Source organism: Rhodovulum sp. BSW8 (assembly GCF_003314725.1).
Lineage (GTDB): Bacteria > Pseudomonadota > Alphaproteobacteria > Rhodobacterales > Rhodobacteraceae > Rhodovulum > Rhodovulum visakhapatnamense.
Genome location: NZ_QNVX01000009.1, coordinates 20,807 through 42,721, shown reverse-complemented (window position 1 = coordinate 42,721; position 21,915 = coordinate 20,807). Strand labels below are relative to the sequence as shown.

15 protein-coding genes, 1 pseudogene and 1 riboswitch are annotated in these 21,915 nt (G+C 66.2%); of the genes and pseudogenes, 5 read left to right on the top strand and 11 right to left on the bottom strand.

Annotated features, from left to right (window positions below; genetic code table 11):
- Positions 1 to 194 precede the first annotated feature (194 nt).
- Positions 195 to 1,631, bottom strand: a complete 1,437-nt coding sequence (locus tag DSD19_RS06950; RefSeq protein WP_075787766.1) for a short-chain fatty acyl-CoA regulator family protein — start codon at positions 1,629 to 1,631, stop codon at positions 195 to 197.
- A gap of 153 nt (positions 1,632 to 1,784) precedes the next feature.
- Here DSD19_RS06950 and aceB point away from each other — a divergent pair, with 153 nt between their 5' ends.
- The 3 genes from aceB (at position 1,785) to DSD19_RS06935 (ending at position 6,691) form a co-directional block, all read left to right on the top strand.
- Positions 1,785 to 3,410, top strand: coding sequence for a malate synthase A (gene aceB / locus DSD19_RS06945; RefSeq protein WP_113669100.1), 1,626 nt, complete (start codon positions 1,785 to 1,787; stop codon positions 3,408 to 3,410).
- A gap of 147 nt (positions 3,411 to 3,557) precedes the next feature.
- Complete coding sequence (locus DSD19_RS06940) at positions 3,558 to 5,177, top strand: isocitrate lyase (RefSeq protein WP_075787768.1); 1,620 nt, start codon at positions 3,558 to 3,560, stop codon at positions 5,175 to 5,177.
- Positions 5,178 to 5,270: 93 nt separating this feature from the next.
- Positions 5,271 to 5,478: riboswitch (cobalamin riboswitch) on the top strand.
- Positions 5,479 to 5,587: 109 nt separating this feature from the next.
- Positions 5,588 to 6,691, top strand: coding sequence for a BLUF domain-containing protein (locus DSD19_RS06935; RefSeq protein WP_165828073.1), 1,104 nt, complete (start codon positions 5,588 to 5,590; stop codon positions 6,689 to 6,691).
- A gap of 51 nt (positions 6,692 to 6,742) precedes the next feature.
- Here DSD19_RS06935 and metE read toward each other — a convergent pair whose 3' ends face one another.
- Positions 6,743 to 9,022, bottom strand: a complete 2,280-nt coding sequence (metE, locus tag DSD19_RS06930; protein WP_113669051.1) for a 5-methyltetrahydropteroyltriglutamate--homocysteine S-methyltransferase — start codon at positions 9,020 to 9,022, stop codon at positions 6,743 to 6,745.
- A gap of 100 nt (positions 9,023 to 9,122) precedes the next feature.
- On the opposite strand from metE, the gene DSD19_RS06925 reads away from it, so the two are divergent.
- The gene (locus tag DSD19_RS06925) at positions 9,123 to 10,058 is read left to right on the top strand and encodes a LysR family transcriptional regulator (RefSeq protein ID WP_075787771.1); all 936 of its coding nucleotides are present in this window, start codon (positions 9,123 to 9,125) and stop codon (positions 10,056 to 10,058) included.
- Here the strand turns inward: DSD19_RS06925 and prpB are convergent.
- Genes prpB through DSD19_RS06905 form a run of 4 tightly spaced genes read right to left on the bottom strand, consistent with a single transcriptional unit; the run spans position 10,004 to position 13,989 of the window.
- Complete coding sequence (gene prpB / locus DSD19_RS06920) at positions 10,004 to 10,915, bottom strand: methylisocitrate lyase (RefSeq protein WP_075787772.1); 912 nt, start codon at positions 10,913 to 10,915, stop codon at positions 10,004 to 10,006. The genes DSD19_RS06925 and prpB overlap by 55 nt on opposite strands.
- Positions 10,916 to 12,088, bottom strand: coding sequence for a 2-methylcitrate synthase (gene prpC, locus DSD19_RS06915; protein WP_113669050.1), 1,173 nt, complete (start codon positions 12,086 to 12,088; stop codon positions 10,916 to 10,918).
- 3 nt (positions 12,089 to 12,091) lie between these two features.
- A complete protein-coding gene (locus DSD19_RS06910) occupies positions 12,092 to 13,624 on the bottom strand; it encodes an MmgE/PrpD family protein (protein ID WP_243627778.1) in 1,533 nt (510 codons plus the stop codon).
- Positions 13,621 to 13,989: an acyl-CoA thioesterase gene (locus DSD19_RS06905; RefSeq protein WP_237399824.1), complete on the bottom strand. Its 369-nt coding sequence runs from the start codon at positions 13,987 to 13,989 to the stop codon at positions 13,621 to 13,623. The genes DSD19_RS06910 and DSD19_RS06905 overlap by 4 nt, the downstream gene beginning before the upstream one ends.
- 170 nt (positions 13,990 to 14,159) lie before the next feature.
- Between DSD19_RS06905 and DSD19_RS06900 the strand changes: the two genes are divergently transcribed.
- Entirely contained in the window at positions 14,160 to 15,572 is a 1,413-nt protein-coding gene (locus DSD19_RS06900; protein ID WP_113669049.1) for a short-chain fatty acyl-CoA regulator family protein, read from the top strand.
- Here the strand turns inward: DSD19_RS06900 and DSD19_RS06895 are convergent.
- From DSD19_RS06895 to nrdI, 5 genes and pseudogenes are all read right to left on the bottom strand, one after another.
- Positions 15,542 to 16,168: an anaerobic ribonucleoside-triphosphate reductase activating protein gene (locus DSD19_RS06895; protein WP_113669048.1), complete on the bottom strand. Its 627-nt coding sequence runs from the start codon at positions 16,166 to 16,168 to the stop codon at positions 15,542 to 15,544. The genes DSD19_RS06900 and DSD19_RS06895 overlap by 31 nt on opposite strands.
- Positions 16,161 to 18,371, bottom strand: a pseudogene (locus DSD19_RS06885) (ribonucleoside triphosphate reductase). Before DSD19_RS06885 ends, DSD19_RS06895 begins: the two are co-directional and overlap by 8 nt.
- A gap of 20 nt (positions 18,372 to 18,391) precedes the next feature.
- Positions 18,392 to 19,366: a class 1b ribonucleoside-diphosphate reductase subunit beta gene (gene nrdF, locus DSD19_RS06880; RefSeq protein ID WP_075787777.1), complete on the bottom strand. Its 975-nt coding sequence runs from the start codon at positions 19,364 to 19,366 to the stop codon at positions 18,392 to 18,394.
- An 8-nt stretch (positions 19,367 to 19,374) separates the two neighbouring features.
- Positions 19,375 to 21,513, bottom strand: a complete 2,139-nt coding sequence (nrdE, locus tag DSD19_RS06875; RefSeq protein WP_113669047.1) for a class 1b ribonucleoside-diphosphate reductase subunit alpha — start codon at positions 21,511 to 21,513, stop codon at positions 19,375 to 19,377.
- Positions 21,495 to 21,911 (bottom strand): class Ib ribonucleoside-diphosphate reductase assembly flavoprotein NrdI, encoded by a 417-nt coding sequence (nrdI, locus tag DSD19_RS06870; RefSeq protein WP_113669046.1) that lies wholly within the window; start codon positions 21,909 to 21,911, stop codon positions 21,495 to 21,497. The genes nrdE and nrdI overlap by 19 nt, the downstream gene beginning before the upstream one ends.
- Positions 21,912 to 21,915 lie beyond the last annotated feature (4 nt).

Genomic DNA, 21,915 nt, shown 5'->3' with positions numbered 1-21,915 from the left:
TTCAAAGTCGTGAACCCGGCCTTCCCATCATCGAGGAAACCGCCAATCCGCGACCGTGCCGCCAACCGGCCCATCCGTTTCGCCAGATAAGCGCCGCGCGTCTCATAAGCCCCGGCACCGGAGCCCGGGGTCGTCGGAAGCGCCAAGCGCGTAACCCGGCCTGGCGCGGAATGATGCCGGAACCGATGCGGGCTTTACTCTCCCTCGAACCGAAAGATGGCCACGCTGCGCTCAAGCTCGTTTATGGCCAGCCTTCGGTTGATCGGGGCCTGTGCGCGCGAGGAACAGTTGTCCCGCTCGCACAAGAAGCAGTTCAGACCGATATCGACGGGCCGCATCCGGTCCAGGTCGATATCGTCCGCATAGACAAGGCGCGGCGCATAGGCGATGTCGCAGCCCAGCCCTATGGCCAACCGCGGAGCGGGTGCGGCATGGGTGCCGCCGGCGCGTGTGACGGTGCGCGCGATCGAGAAATAGCTTGTCCCTTCCGGCATCCGGATGACCTGGGTCTGGACCCGGCCAGGAGCTTCGAACGCGCCATGGATGTTCCAGAGCGAACAGGTGCCGCCGAAGCGGGAGAACGGAAAGCGCCCGGCGCTGAAGCGTTTCGAAACGTTGCCGGCCCGGTCGACCCGCACGAAGAAGAAGGGAATGCCGCGCGCGTCGGGGCGTTGCAGGGTCGACATCCGGTGGGCCGTCTGCTCATAGCTCGTGCCGAAGCGGTGGCTGAGCAGTTCCACGTCGTAGCGCTCGGACTCGCAGGCGGCGAGGAAACGGCGATAGGGCATCATGAGGGCGGCCGCGAAATAGTTGGCCAGGCTGACCCGCGCCAGCCGCCGCGCGTCTTCGCCGTCGAACCCGGCCCGGTCGATCGCGGCGTCGATCAGGTCCTGCTGTTCCACGCGGGCCAGAAGCACACCGATCTGAAAGCGCCGGCTCGGTTGCCCCAGCAGTTCTGACAGCAGCAATTCGCGGCGATGGGGATCGTAGCGGCGCAGGCTTCCCCCCATGGTGGCCGCGGGCAAGATTCGGATGCGGATGCCGTGATCGGCCAACCGCTCTGTCAGCGCGACCTGCGGCTCTGTCCGGCGCAGGTCCATGTCCTCTGCGGCGGCTTCGGCTGCCCGGTCGACCCGGTCGATATAGTTGCGCGTGGCATAGAACCAGTCGCGCACGATTTCGACCGGACGCGAGATCTGGCCAAGCACCTCGACCTTGTTCCGGTCGGTCAGCGGGTTCATCTCTGCCTGGGATCTCATCACTGCTTCGGCATGTTTGCCCTGCAGGCGGACAAGGGCGGCGGCCACCTTCGGAGCCGCTTGCAGAACGGCGTCGATTTCGGATCTGCCGATGCCCTCGGCCTCGAGCGCGGGATCCTTCAGGGCCGCGGCGAAATCCGCCGCAAGCTGAGCGTCGACGCTGGGAGCCAGTTCGGAAACATTCAGATCGTAGACCTCGGCCAGACGCATCAGGAGCCGCGCAGAAGCGGGGCGCTGATTGGATTCGATCAGGGTGATGTAGCTGGGCGAGACCCCCAGTTCAGCGGCCATCTGTGCCTGGCTCAGGCCCAGAGACGTCCGAAGGGCCTTGAGCCTCGGGCCGATGATCAGCTTCGCGCCGCGCTTTTCCATAGTGACAAACCTTACAAGACAAGCCGCAGATCACTGACACTACTGACACAGTGACCTGTTTTCACAAGAGTCAGCATGCACAAGGAACATGACATTACTAGAGTGACATAACAGATCTCAGACGGCCGCATGCTTCAGAGAAAGGCGAATCCGATGTCCCTCGACCACCACGTCCCATCCGAGTCCATGCCTCTGGTGCTGCGCGATGCGCCGGGCGCGGATCGCGTTCTGACGCCGGATGCCCTGGCCTTCGTGGCCGAGTTGCAGCGCCGCTTCGGGTTGAACCTGCATGCGCTGATGATCGCGCGTCAGCGCCGTCAGGATCGCTATGACAACGGTCGGTTGCCCGATTACCTCGAAGACACCAAGGAGATCCGGCAGGGAGTCTGGCAGGCCGCGCCGGTGCCCAAGGGACTGGCCGATCGCCGGGTCGAGATTACCGGCCCGGTCGACCGCAAGATGATGATCAACGCGCTGAATTCCGGCGCCAGGGTCTTCATGGCCGATTTCGAGGATGCGACGGCTCCGAGCTTTCCCAATATCGTCGCGGGTCATGCCAACATGCTGGATTATCGCGACGGCTCTCTGGCCCATGACGATCCCCGGACCGGAAAGTCCTACCGGGTGGGCGAAGACCCGGCGCTGCTGATCGTTCGGCCGCGCGGGCTGCATATGGACGAGGCCAATGTGCTGCTTGCCGGGCATCCGGTTTCGGCGGCGCTGTTCGACTTCGGGCTGACGCTGTTTCATTGCGGGCGCGCGCTGGCGGCCACCGGGCGGGGGCCCTTCTATTATCTGCCAAAGCTGGAAAGCCACCGCGAGGCGGCCTTCTGGAATTCGGTCTTCGAGTTTGCGCAGGTGCGTGTGGGCCTGCCGAAAGGCACGATCAAGGCAACCGTGCTGATCGAAACCCTGCCCGCCGCCTTCGAGATGGACGAGATCATCTGGGAGCTGCGCGACCATATCGCCGGTCTGAACTGCGGGCGCTGGGACTATATCTTCAGCTATATCAAGACGCTGCGCGCGCATGCCGACTATGTGCTGCCGGACCGCGCCGCGGTCACGATGGACGAGGCCTTCCTCGCCACCTATGCGGCCCGCCTCGTCAAGGTCTGCCATCGCCGCGGCATTCATGCCATGGGCGGCATGGCCGCACAAATCCCGGTCAAGGGCGACGCCGCTGCCAACGAGGCGGCCTTTGCCAAGGTGCGGGCGGACAAGCAGCGCGAGGTCCGGCTGGGCCATGACGGCACCTGGGTCGCGCATCCCGATCTGGTGCAGGTGGCGATGCAGGTCTTCGACGCCGAGATGCCGGGGCCGAACCAGATCCGCAAGCCGCGTCAGGAACACCGTATCGCGCCCGAGATGCTGCTGGTTCCGCACAAGGGCCAGATCACCGAAGCGGGCGTGCGCGCCAATGTCTCGGTCGCCATCGAATACCTGGCGCAATGGCTGTCGGGCCGGGGCGCGGTGCCGATCATGAACCTGATGGAAGATGCCGCGACCGCCGAGATCAGCCGCGCCCAGATCTGGCAATGGATCCGGCATGGCGCGCGCGTGGCGTTGACCGCAGGCGGGGACCGCAAGCTGGATGCCGACTGGTTGGGCGCTTTGGTGCAGCAAGAAATTGCCGCGATCCTCGACCGGCTGGGCCCGACCGGGTTTCACCGCGGCCACTATGCCTCGGCGGCGCGGCTTTTCCAGGACGCCGCGACCGCCGACACCCTGCCCGACTTCATCACCACCCCGGCTTATGCCGTTCTGAATGCGCTCGACTGATGGACCCGATCCGTATCCTCTCCCCGTTTGGCGGGCCCTTGCCCGAGGACTGCCCCTCCCCCGCCCCTGCCCCTGCCCCTGTCGCTGCGGCCCCGCTGCAACGCGCTCCCCGAAATCCGAACACCGATCACGTCGAAAGGAAGAATCATGACCAAGAGAAAGACCTATTCGGAGCTCCGTGCAGAGGTCCTGTCCCGCTACCCCTCCGGTCGTTCGTCGAGTGGGGTCTCGGTCGATGACATCGTGCAACTGAAGCTGCAAAACAGCTTCGACACCCATCTCGACATCGCTCGCGAGATGGCGACCGTGATGCGCGCGGACATGGCGGCCTATGACGCCGACCCCTCGAAATCGACCCAGTCTCTGGGTTGCTGGTCGGGCTTCCATGCCCAGCAGATGATCAAGTCGGTCAAGCGGCTGCGCGGGTCGGCCAAGGGCGTCTATGTCTATCTGTCGGGCTGGATGGTCGCGGGGCTGAGGAACCGTTGGGGCCACCTGCCCGACCAGTCGATGCATGAAAAGACCGCCGTCGCGGACCTGATCCAGGAGATCTATACCTCGCTGCGCCAGGCCGACGAGGTGGCGTTGAACGATCTGTTCAAGGATCTCAAGGCCGCGCGTGCCGCGGGCGATGCTGCCGCCGAAACGGCCGCGATCGAAGCCATCGACACTTTCGAATCCCATGTCGTGCCCATCATCGCCGACATCGATGCGGGCTTCGGCAACGAACACGCGACCTATCTGCTGGCCAAGGAACTGATCAAGGCGGGCGCCTGCTGCCTGCAGATCGAGAACCAGGTCTCCGACGCCAAGCAATGCGGCCACCAGGATGGCAAGGTCACGGTCCCGCGCGAGGATTTCATCGAGAAGCTGCGCGCCTGCCGTCTGGCCTTCGAGGAGCTTGGCGTCGACGATGGCGTGATCGTGGCCCGGACCGACAGCCTTGGCGCGGGCCTCACCCAGAAGGTGCCGGTCAGCCAGCAGCCGGGCGATCTGGCCGCCGACTATATCAAGTGGCTGAAGACCGAGCCGATCACCGAGGAGAACCCGATCCGCGAGGGCGAGCTGGCGCTTTTCCGCGATGGCGAATTCGTGCGCCCCGCGCGGCTGCCGAACGGGCTTTTCCCCTTCCAGGAGGGCACCGGCCGGGCGCGGGTGGTCGAGGATTGCATCGCCTCGCTGACCCAGGGCGGCGCCGATCTGTTGTGGATCGAGACCGACACCCCCAACGTGGACGAGATCGCCTCGATGGTGAACGAGATCCGTCAGGCCGTGCCGAATGCCAAGCTGACCTACAACAACTCGCCCTCCTTCAACTGGACCCTGAACCTGCGCAAGCAGGTCCGCGCGCAATGGCTGGCCGAGGGCACGATCTCCGAAGACAGCTATCCAAATGGCAACGAGCTGATGAAGCCCGACTATGACGAGACCGATCTGGGACGCGAGGCCGATGCCCGGCTGAAGGCCTTCCAGACCGACATCTCGACCCGGGCGGGGGTGTTCCACAACCTCATCACCCTGCCGACCTTCCACCTGACCGCGAAGTCCATGGACGAACTTTCCCGCGGCTATTTCGGCGAGGACAAGATGCTGGCCTATGTGGCGACCGTGCAGCGCGAAGAGATCCGGCGCGGCATCTCGGCGGTCAAGCACCAGCACGAGGTGGGGTCCGACCTTGGCGACACGTTCAAGGAAATGGTCGGCGGCGAGCGTGCCCTGAAGGCGGGCGGCTCGGCCAATACCATGAACCAGTTCGCGGCCGAATAGACCCGCGTTGAAACCCGGCGGCCGGGCCCCTGGGGTCCGGCCGAACGTGTTGTCGCAGAGACAGGTTTCCGTCGACACGGGGCAGCCCTTGCAACTACCATGGCGCCAGATGGTGTCCGCGTCTTTCACAGGCGCGGCTGAAAAGGGAATGCGGTAGCGGGGGCGACCCCAAGGCCGCGGCTGCCCCCGCAACTGTATGTGGCGAGCGGCTCCGGACATGCCACTGGGCGAGACGCCTGGGAAGGCCCGGAAGCGCAGAGACCCACGAGCCAGGAGACCTGCCATCTGCTTGGTGTTGACACGGGCGGGGTGCCCCGGAGGACACGGGCAAGGGACCGGGATGCGCCGCGCGCCGCCTGGGTTTCCGCACCCGGCCGCGGCCCCTCCCGCCCCGAGCGGAGAAGACGTGGGTGCGGAAAGACGAGCTTCAACGGACTGACGCCGAAGGCCGGCTGTTCCGAATTGCCTATGCAAGCCGGACCCGGGACGATCTGCGGCTGCCGGACCTTCAGGCCATCGCCGAGCAGGCGGCGGCGCGAAACCGGCAAAGCCGGATCACGGGGGTCCTGCTTTTCGGGCAGGGACAGGTCCTGCAATGGCTCGAAGGTCCGGCAGCGGCGGTCTGTGCCGTGATGGGGGCGATCCAGCGCGACCCGCGCCATCAGGGCGTGAGTGTTCTCAGTGCCGGCTGGATCGACGCGCGGCGTTTTCCCGACTGGTCCATGCAATTCCTGGATGCCGGGGAAAGGGCCGGCAGCGTGGTGCCGCTGGCCGTATCGCCGGACAGGGGGGCGGCCGCACGGGTCTTCGACGGCGCCGCGGTCCGGCACTGGGCCGACCGGGACCCCGAGGGGATCTGCACGGCGCAGGGTCTGGCGGCGCATCTGGCACGGTCGCCCGAAGAGAGCCTTCCGCCCATCCCGGAGCGGTTTCTGGGCTGTCCCCGCGCCCGCGCAGGCCTGGTGGACGAGGTCTGCCGGACTCTGGGGCAGGGCTGGATGGACAGTCGCTATTCCGGGTTCGAAGTCACGCTGGCGACCGTCCGGCTGAACCGGCTCATGCTGCTCGCGGGCCGACCGGCCGACCCACGCGAGGCGCGCGCCTCGGCCGTCGTTCTGGCGCCCGACCGGTGTTCGGAACTGACCGGCGCCCTCATGAAGACCGATCTTCTTCGGTCGGCGGGGTATTCGGTGCGCTTGATCGCCTGGGCGCGCGTGACGAGTCTCAGATCCAGCCTGAGGGGAACCGGCAATTGCCCCATCATCATTTATGGCGGACGGGTCGGGATCGACAGCCGGGACGCGAAACGGGCCGCCGCGATGGCGGACTGGCTGCGCGCGGACTATCCGGGGCGGACGATCCTGATTGGCGGCCGGTCGGCCGGCCCGCTGTCGGAATGGCCGGACCGGCTGGCCTTTCACTCTCAGGGCGGGCATCCGGTCGCGGGAAAGCCCATAGACTGGCCGGCGTTGTCGGCACTGGCCGCGGACCCGGTGGCCGCGCTGGCGCGCTGACCCGAATGCGGGACGGCGCGGCCCGCTTGGGACCGCGCCGCCGGTCTTTGGTCATTCGGCGGCAAGCGCCCCCTGCCGCACCCCTTTCGCGGCGGCGACAAGATTGGCAAGAGAGGCCCTGACCTCGGGCCAGGCGCGGGTCTTCAGACCGCAATCCGGGTTCACCCAAAGGCGCTCGGCCGGGATCGCCTTCGTGGCCTTCGCCAGCAGCGCGGTCATCTCCGCCTCGGACGGGATGCGAGGGCTGTGAATGTCCCAGATCCCCGGACCGATCTCGTTCGGGTAGTCGAAATCGCCGAAGACCTGCAGAAGCTCCATGTCGGACCGCGACGCCTCGATCGAGATCACGTCGGCATCCATCCGGGCGATATGCTCGATGATGTCGTTGAACTCGGAATAGCACATATGGGTGTGGATCTGGGTGTCGTTGCGCACCCCCGAGGCGGTCAGCCGGAAGGCGTCGATGGCCCAGGCCAGGTAACCGGCCCAGTCCGCACGGCGCAGCGGCAGCCCCTCGCGCAGGGCCGGTTCGTCGATCTGGATCGCGGGCAGCCCCGCCGCCTCAAGGTCGCAGACCTCGTCGCGGATCGCCAGGGCAATCTGGCGGCAGGTCCTCTCGCGCGGCTGGTCGTCGCGCACGAAGGACCATTGCAGGATCGTCACCGGCCCCGTCAACATGCCCTTCATCGGCCGTTTCGTCAGCGACTGGGCAAAGGCGGACCAGTCCACCGTCATCGGCGCGGGCCGCGACACGTCGCCATAGATCAACGGCGGCTTCACGCAGCGGCTGCCATAGCTCTGCACCCAGCCATGCCGGGTGAAGGCAAAGCCCGCCAGCAGTTCGCCGAAATACTCGACCATGTCATTTCGCTCGAATTCGCCATGCACCAGCATGTCGAGCCCCAGCCGTTCCTGTTCGGCGATGCAGGCGCGGGTCTCGTCCTTGAGGAACGCCTCGTAGGCCGCATCGTCGAGCTCGCCCTTGCGGTGCGCGGCCCGGGCCTTGCGGACCTCTGCCGTCTGCGGGAAGGACCCGATCGTGGTCGTCGGGAAGGCCGGCAACCGCAGCTTTTCGTCCTGCACCGCGCGGCGTTCGGCATAGGTCCCCCGGCGTTCGAGATCTGCCGGTGTCACCGTATCCAGCCGCGCCGAGACCGCCACGTCATGGATCCGCGCCGAGGCCCGGCGCGCGGCCAACGCCTTGTCCGAAGCCGCCATCTGCCGGGCCACGGCCGAACGCCCCTCGCCCAAAGCGCGGGCCAGGGTCCGGACCTCGCCCAGCTTCTGCACCGCGAAGGCCAGCCAGCTTGCCAGCTCATCGTCGATCTCGTCCTCCTGTCCCAGGTCGACCGGCACATGCAGCAGCGAGCAGGAGGGGGCAACCTCGATCCGGTCCGGCCCCAAAGCCGCCAAAGCAGGCTTCGCCAGCGCCAGCTTGGCCGACAGATCCGCGCGCCACACGTTGCGCCCGTCGATCAGGCCCAGCGACAGGACCTTGCCCGCCGCCAGCGGCAGGACATCGGCCAGCTGCCCGGGCGCGCGGGCCAGGTCCAGATGCACGCCCGCGACCGGCAGGCGCAGCGCAAGCGCCGCATTGTCGCCGAGCGCCCCGAAATAGCTGGCCAGCATGATCTTCGGCCCCGCCTTGGCAAGCGCGTCATAGGCGGTGGCAAAGGCCCCCTGCTGGCGCGCGGTCAGGTCCGTCACCAGCACCGGCTCGTCGATCTGCACCCATTCCGCACCCGCGGCCGCCAGCCCGTCGAGGATCTGTTCATAGACCGGCAGGACCCCGTGCAGCAGGTCGAGCGGGTCGAATTCCGCCCCCTTCGTCTTGGCAAGGCTCAGCCATGTGACGGGGCCGATCAGGACCGGCCGGGTGACGATCCCCAGCTTCTTCGCCTCGATGAACTCGTCGACGGGCTTGGACGAGGACAGCGCGAAGCGCATCCCGTCGGTCAGCTCGGGTACGATGAAGTGGTAGTTCGTGTCGAACCACTTGGTCATTTCCATCGCGGGCGCGTCGTCGCGGCCCCGGGCCATCGCGAAAAGCGTATCCAGCCCCACGGTATCGCCCCGATGGCCAAAGCGCCCGGGCACGGCACCCAGCAGCGCCGTCATGTCGAGCATCTGGTCATAAAAGGAAAAGTCGTTCGACGGGATCGCGTCGATCCCCGCCGCCTGCTGCGCCTGCCAGTGCCGGGCGCGCAGCTCGCGGCCGGTCCCTTCCAGAGCCGCAGCGTCGGTAGCCCCCTTCCAATAGGCTTCGACCGCCCGTTTCAGCTCGCGCCGCGCGCCGATGCGCGGGAAGCCCAGATTTGCCGACCGGATCATGTGTCTCTCCTTGCTCCATCCGAGGTTCGACCCTGATAAAGCTGGAATCGCTTGACGAAAAATGGTCATTTGTCACCGAATATTCTGTTGGAGTCATGTATTGGTCGATCTTCAGCCCCTGCTTCTGCTACGCGCGGTCGCCCGGCATGGCAGTCTTGCCGCCGCAGCCGAGGCCCTGAACCTCAGCCAGTCCGCAGCCAGCCACACGATGCGGCGTTTCGCGGACCGCCATGGCGTGGCCATCTGGGAACGGGACGGGCGCGGGCTGCGCCTGACCCAAACGGGCGAATGGCTCCTGGCCTTTGCAGAACGGGTGCTGCCGCAATTCGACCATGCGGACCGGGTGCTGGCGGATTTCGCGACAGGACAGCGCGGCTCGCTGCGTCTGGGGATGGAATGCCACCCCTGCGAGCATTGGCTGATGCGGGTGATCGAGCCCTTCCTCAACGACTGGCCGCAGGTCGATCTGGATCTGACCACGGCCTTCCGCTTTGGCGGGGTCGGCGCGCTTCTGGGCCACGAGATCGACCTTCTGGTCACGCCCGACCCGCTGGAGCATCCCGGGCTGACGCATCATCCGGTCTATCCTTACGAACTGGTCCTGGCGGTACCCGAAGGCCACGCGCTGACCCGCAAGCCCCATGCCGCGCCGGCCGACCTGACGGGCGAGACGCTGATCACCTATCCGGTGGAACCCGAACGGCTGGACATCTTCACCCGGTTTCTGGTGCCGGGCCATGTCCGCCCCCGGCGGCACCGGACCGTCGAGACATCCGAGCTGATGCTGCGCATGGTGGCGGCCGGACGGGGGATCAGTTCGATCCCCGACTGGCTGATCCGCGATCTGCCCGAAGGTGCCGGGGTGGCGGCCGTCAGGATCGGGGCCGGGGGGATCTTCAAGACGATCCACCTGAGCCGCCGCACGGGCGAGGCCGCCGATTTCCTGACGGGTTTCGTCAGCCTCGCCGCCACCCATGCCGGTCAGACGGGTTCCGGCGCCAAGCTGGCCACGATCGAGCGGTCGAGCGACTCGTAGGCATTCAGCCCGATCGTTTCGTAAAGCTCGGCGCGGGTCTGCATCTCGGGGATCTGCCGAGCGGTGGAGCCCGACCGCGCCAGTTCGGCGTACAGCCGTTCCTGCGCCTTGTTGGCCACGCGCAGCGAACTGACCGGCCAGATCACCATGTCGTAGCCCAGATCCTGAAACTCGGCCGCCGTCAGCGCGGGCGTCCGGCCGAATTCGGTCATGTTGGCCAGCAGCTTCACCCCCGGCAGCCGGGCGCGGACCTCGCGGAACATCTCGACCGAGGTCAGCGCCTCGGGGAAGATCGCGTCGGCCCCCGCCTCGACATAAAGCTTCGCACGGGCAACCGCCCCCTCGATGCCTTCGGAGGCCGCCGCATCGGTGCGCGCGATGATGAAAAGATCGCGCCGGGCGCGGGCCGCGGCAGCGACCTTGGCCGCCATGTCCTCGGGGCGGGCCAGTTTCTTGTCGTTCAGGTGGCCGCATTTCTTCGGCAGAAGCTGGTCTTCCAGATGAACGGCCGCGGCGCCCGCTTCCTCGAAGCAGCGGACCATGTGCATGACGTTCAGCGCCTCGCCATAGCCGGTATCGCCATCGACCAGCAGCGGCAGGCCGCTGGCCCGCGCGATCTGGCGGATGAAGAAGGCGACCTCGTCCACCGTGATGATGCCGAGATCGGGCAGCCCCATCTGGGCGGTCATCGCCGCCCCCGACAGGTAAAGCCCCTGGAACCCGGCGGCCTTCGCCTGAAGGGCGGCCATGCCGTTATGCGCGCCCGGCAGGCGGTAGATCCCGGGCCGGGCCAGCGCCGCGCGGAAACGTGCGGGCGCCGGGCGATCGGGAAGGTCATTTGCAACGAGATAGGGCATTTATGCCTCCGTCTGATCGGTCAGCAGCCCGCCGCGCTGGTCGAGCGGCAGGAAACGGCGGTTCTCGGGGCCGACATAGTTGGCCGAGGGGCGGATGATCTTGCCATCCGCGCGCTGTTCGACCACATGCGCCCCCCACCCCGCCGTCCGCGCGATCACGAAGATCGGCGTGAACAGCTCGGTCGGCACACCCAGCAGGTGGTAGGAGACCGCCGAATACCAGTCGAGATTGGGGAACATGCCCTTGGCATCGGCCATCACCGTCTCGATCCGCTCGGCGATGTCGAACATCCTGGTCGCGCCCTCATGATCGGCCAGATGCCGGGCCACGCGCTTGATGACCGCGTTGCGCGGGTCCGAAACGGTATAGACCGGGTGGCCGAAGCCGATGATGACCTCTTTCGCGGCGACGCGGCGGCGGATGTCCTCCTCGGCCTTGTCTGGCGTGGCATAGCGTTTCTGGATCTCGAAGGCGGCCTCGTTGGCACCGCCATGCTTGGGCCCCCTGAGCGCCCCGATGGCCCCGGTGATCGCCGAATAGATATCGGCCCCGGTGCCCGCGATGGACCGCGCGGTGAAGGTCGAGGCGTTGAATTCATGCTCGGCGTAAAGGATCAGGGTCGTGTGCATCGCGCGCACATGGTCCTGGCTGGGCGGCGCGCCGTGCAGCAGGTGCAGGAAATGGCCCGCGACGGTCTCGTCCTCCGTCTCGACCTCGATCCGGCGGCCGTTCCGGGCATAATGCATCCAGTACAGCAGCATCGAGCCCTGCACCGCGATCAGACGGTCGGCGATGTCGCGGGCCGCGGCCGGGTTCTGGTCATTGGGTTCGGGCAGCACGCATCCCAGCGCCGAGACGCCCGAGCGCAGCACATCCATCGGATGGGTCGCGGCCGGGATCGCCTCCAGCGTCTGGCGCACGGCGGCAGGCAGGCCGCGCAGGCGCCTCAGCTTGGCCTTGTAGGCGGTCAGTTCGGCGGTCGAGGGCAGATGCCCGTGGATCAGCAGATGCGCGATCTCTTCGAAATCGCAGGCCTCGGCGATGTCCAGAATATCATAGCCGCGATAATGCAGGTCGTTGCCGGTCTGCCCCACGCTGCACAGCGCCGTGTTGCCCGCGACGATGCCCGACAGGGCCACGGATTTCTTCGGTTTCCTGATGATGCCGGTCATGGGTCAGTTCCAGTCGAAAAGGCCGTGGGGACGTGCGGCGCCCAGCTTTTCGGGCGCGGCGGTGAAATTCAGGATCCCAAGCCCGCTTTCGGGAATATCGGCGACATTCTCGGCGGCGTTGAGGAACCGGTCCTGCTCTTTCGGGTCAAGCACACCCTCGGAAAGCGTCAGGAACTTCTTCACGTAGTTCGGCCGCTCGAAGGGCCGGGCGCCGTGCGGATGGGCGTCGGCCAGCGCAATCTCGTCCTCGATCACCCGGCCGTTCTTCAGCGTGACCACAACGCGGCCGCCGAAGGCCTTTTCCTGCGGGTCGCGGCTGTGATAGCGGCGCGTCCAGTCCGGGTCTTCCAGGGTCGAGATCTTGTGCCACAGATCGACCGTCGAGGGGCGCGCGGCGCGTTCTTGCGCATAGGATTTCTCGTGATGCCAGGCGCCGTCTTCCAGGGCCACGGCGAAGATGTACATGATCGAGTGGTCCAGCGTCTCGCGGCTGGCCGTGGGGTCCATCTTCTGCGGGTCGTTCGCGCCGGTGCCGATCACGTAATGGGTGTGGTGGCTGGTATGAATGACGATGGTCCGGATTTGCCTGAGATCGCCGATTTCGCCGCGCAGCCGCCGTGCCAGATCGATCAGCGCCTGGCTCTGATATTCAGCCGAATGCTCCTTGGTGTAGGTCTCGAGGATCGCGCGTTTGGGCGCCCCCCGCATCGGCAGCGGCACCTCGTAGGCGGCGTCGGGGCCCGACAGCATCCAGGCGACGAAGCCGTCCTCGCCTTCCCAGGCCGGGCTGGGCGCGCCCTCGCCCCGCATCGCGCGATCGACCGCTTCGATCGCCATCTTGCCGGCAAAGGCCGGGGCATAGGCTTTCCAGCTGGAAATCTCGCCCTTGCGGGACTGGCGCGTCGTCGTGGTGACATGAAGCGCCTGCTGGATCGCCTGGTAGATCGTCTCGGTGGGCAGGTTCAGCGCGGTGCCGATCCCGGCCGCGGCCGAGACGCCCAGATGGGCGATATGGTCGATCTTGTGTTCGTGCAGACAGATCGCCTTGACCAGATTGACCTGCACTTCGTAGCCCGTCGCGATGCCGCGCAGCAGCGCCTTGCCCGACAGACCGCAATGCTGCGCCACTGCCAGGATCGGCGGGATGTTGTCGGCCGGATGCGAATAGTCGGCGGCAAGGAAGGTGTCGTGATAGTCGAGCTCGCGCACCGCCACGCCATTGGCCCAGGCCGCCCATTCCGGGCTGACGCGGGTGTCGTGCGGCATGCCGAACACGGCCGCGCCGCGCCGGTAGGGATGGCACAGCGCCTGCGCGCGCGCCGAGGCCACCGGGCGGCGGGCCAGCGAGGCCGAGGCCACCGACGCGTTGTCGATCACGCGGTTCACGATCATCTCGGCGACATCATCGTCGACCGCCACCGGATCGGCCGCGATCTCGGCGAATTTCCAGGCAAGCTGATCCTCGCGGGCCAGAGACTCGGCCGATTTGTGGGGGCGCAGGCGGTGCAGGGCCATGCGCGGGGTTTCGTCTTTCATGTGCGGATCTCCGTGTCTTGATCGTCGATAGGGGTGGGGCGGCCGCTTTCGTCGACGGCCACCATGTCGAAGCGGCCGGTCATGGCGATGTGCCGCGCGCCGGTGGTCAGCGTCTCGACCTCGCCCGAAACCTCGACCTGCATCGAGCTGCGCCCGACCCGAACGACCGTCGCGGTCAGTTCCAGCATCTGGCCGGGCAGAACGGGCGTGCGAAAGTCGATCTTCTCCGCGGCCGCCATGACCACGGGGCGCCGGGCGCGGCGACTTGCGGCGAGGAACGCGGCCTTGCTCATCAGGGCAAGCCCCGCACCGGCAAAGAGGGTGCCATGATGGTTCACGGTCTCCGGAAAGATCAGGGCGGTCATCCGGCTGGGGCGATCTCGGTCCGGTTCAGAGACAGGCATCCTTTGCAACCTTTGCATTGCTGCGGGGCTGAAAACGCCCTAAGGATTTTCAATAATGCGCGATAGGCTTGAAAATGCGAAGGTTTGCGAGACGTAGGGCAAGCTTTTGCGAAGACTGCGAAGGGGTTCGGATGAAGAAGGCCTATCTGGGCGGCCGGTTGCGCCAGCTGCGCGAGGCGCGCGGGCTGACCCAGGCGGCGCTGGCCGCCCAGCTCGGGATATCGCCGAGCTATCTCAACCAGATCGAGCGCAACCAGCGCCCGCTGACCGTGCAGGTCCTGCTGAAGATCAACGCGGCCTTCGGGCTCGACATCCAGGTGTTCTCGGAAGAGGGCGATGCGCGCGTGCTGGCCGAACTGCGCGAGGCGCTGCAGGGCGGCGAGCCGGCCGTCGGCGCCGCCGACCTGCGCGATCTGGTCGACAACGCGCCCGCGCTGGCGCGCCGGATGATCGCGCTGCACCGGCGCGCCCGCGAGGCCGAGGACCGCGCGGCGGCGCTGGCGCTGGCGCAAGGCGCGCCCGATGCCATGCCCGCCCCCGCCCCGTTCGAAGAGGTCAGGGATTTCTTCTACGACAACCGGAATTTCTTCGACGGGCTCGATACCCGGGCAGAAGACCTGGCCCGCGCGGCGACCCTTGCCCCGGGCGAGCCGCTGCCCGGGCTTGCGGCGCATCTGCGCGACCGCCACGGCATCGCGCTGCGCCGCGGAGAGGACGAGACCGGCGATCTTCGCCGCTTCGACCCCGGGCGGCGCGAGCTTCTGTTGTCGGGAGGGCTGAGCCCCGGACAGATGGCGTTTCAGGCGGCGACCCAGATCGGTCTGATCGAGGCGGAGGACGAGATCGCGCGGCTGGTCGCAGGCGCGGCCTTTTCCGGCGACGAGGCCCGGCGGCTGGCCCGGATCGGGCTTGCGAACTACTTCGCGGGCGCGGTGCTGATGCCCTACGAGGCGATCTGGCGGGCCGCCGAGCAATCGGGCTACGATATCGGCTGGCTCGGCCACCGCTTCGGCACCGGGTTCGAGGCGACCTGCCACCGGCTGTCGACGCTGCAGCGGCCCGGCCGGCAGGGCGTGCCCTTCTTCTTCCTGCGGGTCGACCGGGCGGGCAATATCTCGAAACGCCAGTCGGCGACCGATTTCCATTTCTCGAAGGTCGGCGGCAGCTGTCCGCTCTGGCGGGTGCATTCGGCCTTCGACCGGCCGGGCGAGATCCTGACCCAGATCGCCGAGATGCCCGAGGGGCGGCGCTATTTCTGGGTCACCCGCATGGTCCAGAGCCGCCGCGGCCGCTATGGCTCGCCCGGCAAGGTCTTCGCGGTGGCGCTTGGCTGCGACATCGCCCATGCCGGGCGGCTGGTCTATTCCCAGGGGCTGGACCTGGGCGATCCGGCGGCGGTGACGCCGATCGGGGCAGGCTGCAAGATCTGCCCCCGCGAAGAATGTTCGCAACGCGCCTTCCCGATGCTCGGCCGCCCTCTGGCCGCCAATCCCGGCCGCGCGCAGTTCTCGCCCTATGCCCCGGCCCAGGCGCCGAGCGCCTGATCGGCGCAGCCCTCCGCGCGAAACGGCTGGCGGCGCGAGGGCGGCAGGCCCAAAGCGTCAAGCTCGGCATCGATCCGCGCCAGATCCGCAGCGCTCAGAAGCGCGGGATGAACCGTGGTGCGCGGATCGAGTGCGACCCCGCTGTCGCGCAGCAGGATCAGGCTGTCGCGCGCCTTCGCGCCGCTGCCCGGAACGCCGGTGATCCGGTCATAGGCCCCGAAAGGCGCCTTGACGTCGAACCCCACCCAGTCGAGCAGGGGCGCCGCCTTCGCCAGCCGGGCCGGATAGGGCCCGCCGGTATGCAGACCGGTGCGGAACCCCAGTGCCCGGATCTCCGAGAGGGCCGCCGCCAGATCGCTCTGCAATGTCGGCTCGCCGCCCGATATCACGACACCGTCGAGCAACCCGCGGCGGCGGTGCAGGAAGGCCATGACCTCGGCCCAGGCGATGCTGCCCGGTCCCGCCGCCAACAGCGCCGGATTGTGGCAGTAACGGCAGGCCCAGGGGCAGCCCTGACAGAAGACCGTCGCCACCAGTTCGCCCGGCCAGTCGACCGTCGAGTGCCGAACGAGCCCCGCGACGGCGATCTCAGCCAAGCCGCGCCTTCGTCTCGTCGAAATAGACCCGCTCGGCGGCCTCGCCCTTCTTGCCGGTGTTGAAGGACGCCATCGGACGGTGATAGCCCATCACCCGGGTCCAGACCTCGCAGCGCATGCGCTCCTCGTCCGTCAGGACGATCTCGGCATCGCGGGCGGTCATGGTCTTGTCGATCAGGGTCATCGGATAACTCCTTCAGCTGGCTTTCGCGCGCTTCGCCGCGATCAGCTCGGCGTCGCATTTGGGGCAGAATTCGTGCTCGCCCGCGAGATACCCGTGTTTGGGGCAGATCGAGAAGGTGGGCGTCACGGTGATATAGGGCAGGCGGAACGACGACAGCGCCCGGCGGACGAGCTTCTTGCAGGCCTCGGCCGAAGAGATCCGCTCGCCCATGTAAAGATGCAGGACCGTGCCGCCGGTATAGCGCGCCTGCAGCGGCTCCTGATGTTCGAGCGCCTCGAACGGGTCGGAGGTCCAGCCCACGGGAAGCTGGGTCGAGTTGGTGTAATAGGGCTGATCGTCCGTGCCCGCCTGCAGGATGCCGGAGAAGCGTTTCCGGTCCTCGCGGGCAAAGCGGTAGGTCGTGCCCTCGGCAGGCGTGGCCTCAAGGTTGTACATATGCCCGGTGTCTTCCTGAAACTCGACCATCCGGGCGCGCAGATGGTCCATGAAGCGCAGCGCGAAGGCCTTGCCCCATGGGGTCGTGATGTCCTGGGTATCGCCGCTGAAGTTCCGGATCATCTCGTTCACGCCATTCACGCCCAGCGTCGAGAAATGGTTTCTCAGCGTTCCGAGATAGCGCTTGGTGTAAGGGAAAAGCCCGGCCTCGATATGGCGCTCGATCACCTTGCGCTTCAGCTCCAGGCTGGTCTTCGCGATCCCCGCCAGCCGGTCGAGCGCGGCCAGCAGCCCCGCCTCGTCGCCCTTGTGCAGATAGCCCAGCCGGGCGCAGTTGATGGTGACGACGCCAAGCGACCCGGTCTGCTCGGCCGACCCGAAAAGCCCGTTGCCGCGTTTCAGCAGTTCGGTCAGGTCCAGCTGCAACCGGCAGCACATGGACCGGACCATGTGAGGTTCCAGTTCCGAATTCACGAAGTTCTGGAAATAGGGCAGCCCGTATTTCGCCGTCATCTCGAAGAGATAGCCTGCGTTCTCGCTGTCCCAGGGGAAATCGGGCGTGATGTTGTAGGTCGGGATCGGGAAGGTGAAGACCCGGCCATGGGCATCGCCCTCGGTCATCACCTCCATATAGGCGCGGTTGATGAGGTCCATCTCGGCCTGCAGCTCGCCATAGGCGAAATCGACCTCGCGCCCGCCGACGATCGGCACCTGGTCCGCCAGATCGGCGGGACAGGTCCAGTCGAAGGTGAGGTTGGTGAAGGGCGTCTGGGTGCCCCAGCGCGAGGGGACGTTGAGGTTGTAGATGAATTCCTGCATCGCCTGCCGCACGGCGGCATAGTCCAGCCCGTCGAGCCGCACATAGGGCGCGAGATAGGTATCGAAGGAACTGAAGGCCTGCGCACCGGCCCATTCGTTCTGCAGCGTGCCGAGGAAATTGACGATCTGGCCCAAGGCGCTGGTCAGATGCATCGGCGGGCCGGATTCGATGGTGCCGGGCACGCCGTTCAGCCCCTCGCGCAAGAGCGTCCGCAGCGACCAGCCCGCGCAATAGCCCGCGAACATGTCGAGATCGTGGATATGGACATCGCCCTCGCGATGGGCCCGGCCGACTTCCGGCGGGTAGATATGGCTCAGCCAGTAATTGGCCGTCACCTTGCCCGAGGTGTTCAGGATCATGCCGCCCAGCGAATAGCCCTGGTTCGCGTTGGCGTTCACCCGCCAGTCCGACCTGTCGAGATATTCGTTGATCGAGCTTTCCACATCGACCAGCACCCGCCGGTCCTCGCGCAGCCGCGCATGCTGGTCGCGATAGACCGCATAGGCGCGCACCGTCACCATCCGGTTGGCGCCGATCAGCGCCTGTTCGACCGCATCCTGGATCTCTTCGACGCCGGGCGCGCCGCCCGCATGGCGAAAGCTCAGGACCCGCACCACCCGATCGGTCAGGCGCGCGGCCTCTTCGGCGCCGAACTCGCCGGTGGCCTCGCCCGCGCGGGCGACGGCCCGCGCGATGCGGCCACTGTCGAAGGGAACCACCTGCCCGTCGCGGGTCACGACGGATTGGGGGAGAACGGCCGTCATCGCATCACCTGTCTGCATGGTCAAAAATCCCAGTCCTCGTCCTCGGTCGCCACCGCCTTGCCGATGACGTATGAGGAGCCCGAGCCCGAGAAGAAATCGTGGTTCTCGCTGTCGGGACTCAGCGCGGCAAGAATTGCGGGGTTCACCTCGCAGGCGGCGGGCGGAAACAGCGCCTCGTAGCCGAGATTCTGCAGCGCCTTATTGGCGTTGTAGTGAAGGAAGGCCTTGACGTCTTCGGTCAGGCCGAGGCCGTCATAAAGCTCTTCGGTATAGCGCGCCTCGATTTCGTAGAGATCGAAGATCAGCGCGAAGGCAAAGTCCTTCAGAGCGGCGCGTTCTGCCTCTGGAAGCCGGTCGGCACCGCGCTGAAACTTGTAGCCGATATAGTAGCCGTGGATCGCCTCGTCGCGGATGATCAGGCGGATCAGATCGGCGGTATTGGTCAGCTTGGCGCGGCTCGACCAGTACATTGGCAGGTAGAACCCCGAATAGAACAGGAAGCTTTCCAGGAACACCGAGGCGACCTTGCGGCGCAAGGGATCGCCGCACGCAGCGTATTCGTCGAGGATCAGCCGGGCCTTCGCCTGCAGATGCGGGTTTTCCTCGGACCAGCGGAACGCTTCGTCGACCTCGCGCGTCTGGCAGAGCGTCGAGAAAACCGAGGAATAGCTTCGCGCATGCACCGCCTCCATGAAGGCGATGTTGGTCAGCACCGCCTCTTCGTGCGGGGTCTGCGCATCGGGCAACATCGCGGGCGCGCCGACGGCGTTCTGGATCGTGTCGAGCAGCGTCAGGCCGGTGAACACACGGATGGTCAGTTGCTGCTCTTCGGGGCGAAGCGTCGCCCAGCTTTGAACGTCGTTCGACAGCGGCACCTTTTCGGGCAACCAGAAATTTACCGTCAGCCGGTTCCAGACCTCCAGGTCCTTGTTGTCCTGCAGCCGGTTCCAGTTGATCGCGCGGGGGACGGCACGGATATCGGTCATGTCTTTCATTTCGGACCTCACAGCGTGCAGGACACGCAGCCCTGCACCTCGGTTCCCTCAAGAACCGTCTGGCGCAAACGGATGTAATAGATGGTCTTGATGCCCGTCTTCCAGGCGCGGATCTGGGCGCGGTTGATGTCGCGGGTCGTTGACTCGGCCGGAAAGAACAGCGTCATCGACAGGCCCTGATCGACATGCTCGGTCGCGGCGGCATAGGTGTCGATGATCGCTTCGGGGCCGATCTCGTAGGCGTCCCGGTAGAACTCCAGATTATCGTTCGTCATGAACGGCGCGGGATAGTAGACGCGGCCGATCTTGCCCTCCTTGCGGATCTCGATCCTGGAGGCGATCGGGTGGATCGAGGAGGTCGAGTTGTTGATGTAGCTGATCGACCCGGTGGGCGGCACGGCCTGCAGGTTGCGGTTGTAAAGCCCGTCCCGGATGACGGCGTCGCGCAGCGCCGCCCACTGGCTGCGGCTCGGCAGATCGACCCCGAACCGGACGAAAAGATCGCGCACGGTTTCCGTCTCGGGCAACCAGTCCCGGGTCACGTATTTTTCGAAGAAGGTCCCGTCCGCGTATTTCGAGAGGTCGAAGCCCGCGAAGCTTTTCCCCTTTTCGCGCGCGAGGGCATTCGACGCGCGCAGGGCATGATAGGCAATGGCCGCGAAATAGCTGCGGGTGAAATCGATGCCCTCGGGGCTGCCGTAATGGATCCGCTCACGGGCCAGGAAACCGTGAAGGTTCATCTGGCCCAGCCCCACCGCATGGGCCTCGTCATTCCCCCGCCGGATCGAGGGCACGCTGTCGATGGCCGACATCTCCGAAACCGCCGTCAGCGCCCGGATCGCGGTTTCCACCGTTTCCCCGAGATCCGGCCCGTCCATGGCGGCCGCGATGTTCAGGCTGCCGAGGTTGCAGGAGATGTCGGTCCCGAGATGCCGGTAGCTCAGGTCATCGTCGAATTCGGAGGCCTCGTTCACCTGAAGGATCTCGGAACAGAGGTTCGACATGGCGATCCGCCCCGCCACCGGGTTCGCACGGTTCACCGTGTCCTCGAACATGATGTAGGGGTATCCGCTCTCGAACTGGATCTCGGCCAGCGTCTGGAAGAAGTCGCGCGCGTTGATCTTGCTTTTGCGGATCCGCTTGTCGTCGACCATCTCGTCGTATTTCTCGGTCACCGACACTTCCGAGAAGGGCATGCCGTAAACCCGCTCCACGTCATGGGGCGAAAACAGGTACATGTCCTCGTCCCGCTTGGCGAGATCGAAGGTAACGTCCGGGATCACGACGCCAAGCGACAGGGTCTTGATGCGGATCTTTTCGTCGGCATTCTCGCGTTTGGTATCAAGAAAGCGCAGGATGTCGGGATGGTGCGCGTTCAGATAGACAGCGCCCGCCCCCTGCCGCGCCCCCAGCTGATTGGCATAGGAAAACGAGTCTTCCAGCAGTTTCATCACCGGGATCACACCCGAGGACTGGTTTTCGATCCCCTTGATAGGGGCGCCATGCTCGCGGATGTTGGTCAGCATCAGCGCAACGCCGCCGCCGCGCTTGCTGAGCTGCAGCGAGGAATTGATGGCCCGGCCGATGGACTCCATGTTGTCCTCGACCCTCAGCAGGAAACACGAGATCAACTCGCCCCGGCTTTTCTTTCCGGCGTTCAGAAAGGTGGGGGTGGCGGGCTGGAAGCGGCCCGAGATCATCTCGTCCATCAGCCGCATGGCCAGGGCTTCGTCGCCCCGCGCCAGCGCGAGAGCCACCATCACCACGCGGTCTTCATAGCGTTCCAGATAGCGCTGCCCGTCGCGGGTCTTCAGGGTGTAGGAGGTATAGTATTTGAAGGCCCCGAGGAACGTGGAAAAGCGGAATTTCCTCGCATAGGCCGCATCCCAGATCCGCCGCTGGAAATTCCGGGAATACTGGTCGAGAACCTCGGCCTCGTAATAGCCTTCATCGACCAGATATCCGAGCTTTTCGTCAAGGCTGTGAAAGAACACGGTGTTCTGGTTGACATGCTGCAGAAAATACTGCCGCGCGGCCATGCGTTCGGCGTCGAAGCGGATGCGTCCGTCTTCGTCGAAGAGGTTCAGCATCGCGTTCAGCGCATGGTAATCAAGCGCCGACGCGTCTTTCAGGCCGTGATCGAGCATTTCGGTCTCCAGAACTCTGCAAGCCCAGCACGGACGCGGGCGATGTCGGCTTCGGTTCCGGCCAGTTCGAACCGGTAAAGCACCGGAACGGCGCATTTGCGGGCGATGACCTCGCCTGCGGCGGCGAAGAGCGTGCCGAAATTGCGGTTTCCACTGGCGATGACGCCCCGCAGAGCGCTGCGGGGGACGGGATCGTTGAGAAAGCGGATCACCTGCCTGGGCACAGCGCCACGGCCCGCGCCGTCGGCATAGGTCGGGCAGATCAGCACGAAGGCGTCGGCCGGGCTGGGCATTGGATCCTCGGGGTCGATCGGAATGCGCGCCGCCGGCAGACCCAGAGCCTGCACGAAGCGCGCGGTATTGCCAGACCCGGAGGAATAGTAGACGAGCCCGCCCATCGCC

Excerpts from the sequence above, each read along its gene's own strand:
- DSD19_RS06950 (WP_075787766.1), bottom strand. The coding sequence starts at position 1,631 with ATGGAAAAGCGCGGCGCGAAGCTGATCATCGGCCCGAGGCTCAAGGCC.
- metE (WP_113669051.1), bottom strand. The coding sequence starts at position 9,022 with ATGATCCGGTCGGCAAATCTGGGCTTCCCGCGCATCGGCGCGCGGCGC.
- nrdE (WP_113669047.1), bottom strand. The coding sequence starts at position 21,513 with ATGCTCGATCACGGCCTGAAAGACGCGTCGGCGCTTGATTACCATGCG.
- prpB (WP_075787772.1), bottom strand. The coding sequence starts at position 10,915 with ATGCCCTATCTCGTTGCAAATGACCTTCCCGATCGCCCGGCGCCCGCA.
- DSD19_RS06905 (WP_237399824.1), bottom strand. The coding sequence starts at position 13,989 with ATGACCGCCCTGATCTTTCCGGAGACCGTGAACCATCATGGCACCCTC.
- DSD19_RS06940 (WP_075787768.1), top strand. The coding sequence starts at position 3,558 with ATGACCAAGAGAAAGACCTATTCGGAGCTCCGTGCAGAGGTCCTGTCC.
- DSD19_RS06910 (WP_243627778.1), bottom strand. The coding sequence starts at position 13,624 with ATGAAAGACGAAACCCCGCGCATGGCCCTGCACCGCCTGCGCCCCCAC.
- nrdF (WP_075787777.1), bottom strand. The coding sequence starts at position 19,366 with ATGAAAGACATGACCGATATCCGTGCCGTCCCCCGCGCGATCAACTGG.
- DSD19_RS06900 (WP_113669049.1), top strand. The coding sequence starts at position 14,160 with ATGAAGAAGGCCTATCTGGGCGGCCGGTTGCGCCAGCTGCGCGAGGCG.
- nrdI (WP_113669046.1), bottom strand. The coding sequence starts at position 21,911 with ATGGGCGGGCTCGTCTACTATTCCTCCGGGTCTGGCAATACCGCGCGC.
- aceB (WP_113669100.1), top strand. The coding sequence starts at position 1,785 with ATGTCCCTCGACCACCACGTCCCATCCGAGTCCATGCCTCTGGTGCTG.
- prpC (WP_113669050.1), bottom strand. The coding sequence starts at position 12,088 with ATGACCGGCATCATCAGGAAACCGAAGAAATCCGTGGCCCTGTCGGGC.